We start from the raw sequence: 4,655 nt of genomic DNA, 5'->3' as shown, positions 1-4,655 counted from the left end.
ACTAAATCAGTAAGTTGGCAGCATCACCCGGGAAGTGTGGCATTAGCCTGCGTCATATCCACGGACAGAGCGCCCAGTGCCCCCATGTTTTTCCCGATACCGAAATTAAAAGCACGATAACGATCCGCCAGTTGCGTTCCACCATATATTGTCCAGCCAGCCGGAAGGCCGTGGAGTAATGTACTCTGGAAAAAGTGGGGCTTTTCCTGTTGCGCATTTCCACTACGGTATTCTCCTGCCGTAATGGAATAACGTGTATGCCCTTCACGTTGCAAAAGCGGGACTGACGAATAGGGTACGGTAAAGATCTGCGTGCTACCGTCAGCCTCTTTAATCGTTACCTGCAAGTCACCACTATTACCTGCGGCATAGATATCGTTGATGGTAAAAGGCCCCGGTGGCACCGTACTATTATAAATGTCATACCCATTTTGTTTAATAGTGACCTGTGCAGTACCACGCGCAATACCGTGGATCACCGGGGCAAATCCTCTTTGGCTATCGGGTAACATATTGTCATCTGAGGCCAATTGTGCGCCGCGAAAGTTAATACCATCGAAAATATCGCCCTGGGTATAACCATCACCCAGCGTCAGCCGGGAACGTAACGGAATGATGTCTCGCTCAAGCCAGGTATTGATATGCTGCCATTTATTTTTGCTACCTGATGAACTGTCGCTACTGTTATAACTCCAGGTGGTATTGTCGCGTAAACGCCATGCACCAATATTTACCCCACTCTGTAGGTTTAAATATGCATAATGGCTGTTACCCCCAATCCGATTCTGCACACTATTTCCGCTGAAATTATAATTGAGCAATCCGGCATTAATACCGGGATCCCATAACTCAGGAGGAATATAACCACGCGCGCGATTACTCATAAATGCCTGAGGGATCGTCAGGTTGAGTCGCTGCTGACCAACATCTAAATGCGCAGTAGCGTCATGGATCATTGTGGTTAATGGCACGCAGGCATCATCCGCCAGCAGGTTCATACCGGAGACAGAAGCTGTATTCAGCCCCATACTGGCGAGTTGAGCGCGAGTCAGGCAAGGGACAATCCCTTGTTCACTGTCACCCGTATTAAACGTGACGTCACGCGTCGCCATATAACCATTATTCAAATAGATATCGACGCGATACGTCCCCGGCGGTAATTCTTGCCCATTTTCAAAACGCGATAAATCAGCCACAGCCTGGGGATCATCCGCTAAAAAACGCGGATTAAAATAGAGTTCGGCAGATGACAAAGGTGCCTGTGCGACAAAAGCACAGGCAACAGAGAGTCGGACAAAAAAACCAGCCAGACGAGGCTTACGAATATGTAAGCATTGTGTGTTCCGCTGGTAAAGTCTTAAATTCAGATATGACATTATTCCTCCGGTTAAAATTACCCGGCAGTCAATTCTTTTTATTCAGGCGAAAAATTCCCCCTGCGTTACTCCATTACGCCCGTCATTTTTGGGGTAAGTGCGCCATAATCATTTATTGTTCGGTAAGTAATATTGCTTCCTGCATCAGGAGGCAATTTAACCGTGCTTTCGCCCATTGGAGGCACCAATGCATTTTCAAGAATCCGTGTTCCGGCATTTAACTCTGTTACCGTCAGGTAATAGGGTGTCGGGTTAATCAACGTCAGAGAATTTGCGCCGCGACGGAATCTTAATTTTTCTGCGGCCTGATCGGGTGGCAATGCTAATTTAACCGGGCGATAGTACAGTTTAATGCGGCTGATAATCGCGAGCTGTAGCGTATTCTCGGTCAATTTTGATTTATCCATTGACGGAATCGCTTTGACATTCATCCAGAACAAACTTTCCCGATCCTGCGGCAATTGGTTATTTGTGGCATCAAGAATACGCAAGGTATTCTCTTTTTTTCCCTTCATCGCAAACAGAGGTGGCGTCACGATAAAACGACCATCCTTTACACCATCGGCATTTTCTACCCATGATTGAATTAAATAGGTGCTATTCTCATCATTATTTGTCACGGCAAGTTGCACTTGTTTTTGCCCTGCAGGATAAATTACGCGTGTCGCACCTAAGGCCACTCCCGCTTCAGCGCGTCCGGCAACCATCATTGCCATGATCAACAGGATACCTGCCAGTAAGCAGAATGTTATTTCCTGCGATTTCCTTACATTGACGTTTTTATTACTCACTGTCCTGTTCCTGTTATCACATTGTCTGCTGAACAATTACTGATAGGTTAAAGAGAACCAGGCCTGGGCATTGGCGATGCCGCCAGTAACCCGACGCCCGGTAGCACGATATTTGGCGATGAAATGTAGCGAAGTAGAGCCAGAGTAAAGCCGTTTCCAGTTCACAGGAGGACGATTAATCGGTACGAGGTTTCCTTCATCATCAAACAACGCTACACCAATATTGGTTGCTATCCCTGGCCCCTCTCCCACAGAAAGCACATCCGGATTTTTACCATCCGCGACACCGTGAAAAGCCACGCCCACACGTTCACTCACCACCGTGCTACATTCCCGTAAATGAATAACAAAAGGCACCGGTGCGCTATCTTCCCCTACCGCATGAAACCGGTTACTGCTGATTTGCCCCATATTGACCGTCATTTGTTTATCACCGGCCTCAATCCGGCAAGTTTCCGCAATAATGACGCCCTGAAATTGCATATTTCCGCCGGGCAACGTGGTGTTCCATTTATTTCCGGCCAGAGCAAACATCGGCAGCAACAACGCTACTAGAAATAATCTCGTCCTTTTCATCATTATTCTTATCGCACAAGGAGTGGGCATCCTTGCCCATAATGACGTCCCTAAACCTGAGTAGGTTATTGATACTGAACCTTGAAGGTCGCATCCGCATTAGCAGCACCAGGGGTTGCAGCACCGGTTGCAAAATAACGTGCCTGGAACGGAATGATGTTGGTTCCGTTGTTCAGGGTTGTTTGTGCGCTAAATGTCGCACCGTCCAGCGCCAGCGCAGTACCCGTTCTGTCCAGGATCTGCACACCAACATTTGTTGCGCTGCCCGCAGCTGAACTCTGCAGAGCCAGTACGTTGGTATGATTTCCATCAATTGCTGTGCCAAGGAAGGCAATGGCTGCTTTGTCTGCAACAGTGGTATCGCAATCATTCAGCTGAATGTTAAAACCGACAGCAGAACTGGTTGCACCTTCTTGTGCCAACGAAGCGGTACGCACTTGACCTAACTGAACAGTTTGATCAACAGAGCCTGCATCAACCGCACAAGCGGCGTTAACAACTTCCCCTTTAAAGTGAACTGTCCCACCATTTACCGTCGTAGCAGCGGCCAAAGCCGCTGTGGAACTGAGGGACAGAGCCGACAGAACAACGATTGCCAGAGTTTTAATTTTCATGCTGCTTTCCTTTTTAAATCTACGTATAAATCAATATGGGCAGTCGTTCTGTACACTTTGTTTTGGAAACGAGTTTGACTGCCAACACTGCACAGTTTCCCCCCAAAAAATGAAACATTTGGGGCCATTTTGACTCATAGAGGAAAGCATCGCGCACGAACTTTTTCAGTTTATTTGTTGGCTTTATGTTCTGTGATTATATTTATTTATAGATTTTTATATTGCATGAGGTGGTTTTTGGAGAGAAGAATGAGGAAGTTGCTTCGAGAAAGAGAGACGTTATCTTTACGTAAAGCGGAGGTGATGTGAAATTAATTTACAATAGAAATAGTCTACATATCAAACAGTTAGTTGATTTTTGTCGTTTTTTGATGTTTTTATGCTTGAGAAAAAATACGAAACTTTTTTATGATATGGACAGTTTGGCCCCAATTGTCTTGTATATCTTTATTTTTTCATTTTCTTATCAATAAGTTATATCAAACCTCTTCTCTTTTTAATTTTTCGTTTATGAGATTATTTCTTTCCCATAATCCGGCAAAACGTGCTGCATTACTGGCGGTATAACGCACAGTATGGCGAATATTTCGATGCCCCAGATAATCCTGAATTAAACGGGTATCAGCACCACGCTCCGCCAGTTCATAACCGCAAGCATGTCTTAACATATGAGGGTGAGTCTGCGTCACGGTTCCAGCTTCAATACCGGCATCACGAATGATGCGATAGGCCTGCTGACGAGAAAGTCGACTTCCACGACGGGAAATAAATATGGCGTCGGTCTGCTCAGCGCCTTTCCAGTTAGCACGTTCCTGGGTCCAGCGTTCTACAGCTTCACGCTCATCAAAACGTAATGGGTGAACTGTAGAAAATCCGTTCTTCAGCCGTCGAATATTTATTCGACCTTCATTAAGGTCAAGATCTTGATAATGCAAATCAAGCAGCTCACTAATACGCATCCCATGCCGATATGCCAACAGAATAAGACAATAATCTCTGGCGCCCGTTGCCCCATAGCAAACCGCTTGCATCATTGCCTGAACTTCTTTACCGGTAAGATAACGACGTTTACTCACAATAGTAGTACTCCTGACTGAGATATATTTGAATGAATACCTATAGGAAACCTCAAACGGTCAAAATTAGCCCAATAGATAAAAAGATAATCACACATAAAGTTATGTGGTTATCAGTCAATTACATTAAACATCATACAAAAATAAAATATCACTGATGTGACAACATCTATTTTCATTGATTTAATTCAATATAACAATAGATAGCACCTGATTAACTCC

Annotated in this window: 4 protein-coding genes and 1 pseudogene; all 5 read right to left on the bottom strand. The window is 45.1% G+C overall.

The genetic code is table 11. The features are described from left to right. Positions 1–29: 29 nt before the first annotated feature. A pseudogene (gene fimD / locus EQY_RS0117700) lies at positions 30–1,376 on the bottom strand (fimbrial usher FimD); the annotation flags it as partial. Between the two features lie 65 nt (positions 1,377–1,441). Next, complete coding sequence (gene fimC / locus EQY_RS0117695; protein ID WP_000066542.1) at positions 1,442–2,167, bottom strand: type 1 fimbria chaperone FimC; 726 nt, start codon at positions 2,165–2,167, stop codon at positions 1,442–1,444. Between the two features lie 36 nt (positions 2,168–2,203). Further along, the gene (fimI, locus tag EQY_RS0117690; protein WP_077629697.1) at positions 2,204–2,743 is read right to left on the bottom strand and encodes a type 1 fimbrial minor subunit FimI; all 540 of its coding nucleotides are present in this window, start codon (positions 2,741–2,743) and stop codon (positions 2,204–2,206) included. A gap of 65 nt (positions 2,744–2,808) precedes the next feature. Beyond that, entirely contained in the window at positions 2,809–3,357 is a 549-nt protein-coding gene (fimA, locus tag EQY_RS0117685) for a type 1 fimbrial major subunit FimA (protein WP_000695568.1), read from the bottom strand. A gap of 479 nt (positions 3,358–3,836) precedes the next feature. Continuing rightward, entirely contained in the window at positions 3,837–4,433 is a 597-nt protein-coding gene (gene fimE, locus EQY_RS0117675) for a type 1 fimbria switch DNA invertase FimE (RefSeq protein WP_000044716.1), read from the bottom strand. Positions 4,434–4,655 lie beyond the last annotated feature (222 nt).

The sequence above is a fragment of the Escherichia sp. TW14182 genome (genome assembly GCF_000208525.1).
GTDB lineage: Bacteria > Pseudomonadota > Gammaproteobacteria > Enterobacterales > Enterobacteriaceae > Escherichia > Escherichia ruysiae.
Note: the sequence above shows the minus strand (reverse complement) of the source record. Positions and strands in the feature narration are given on the sequence as shown.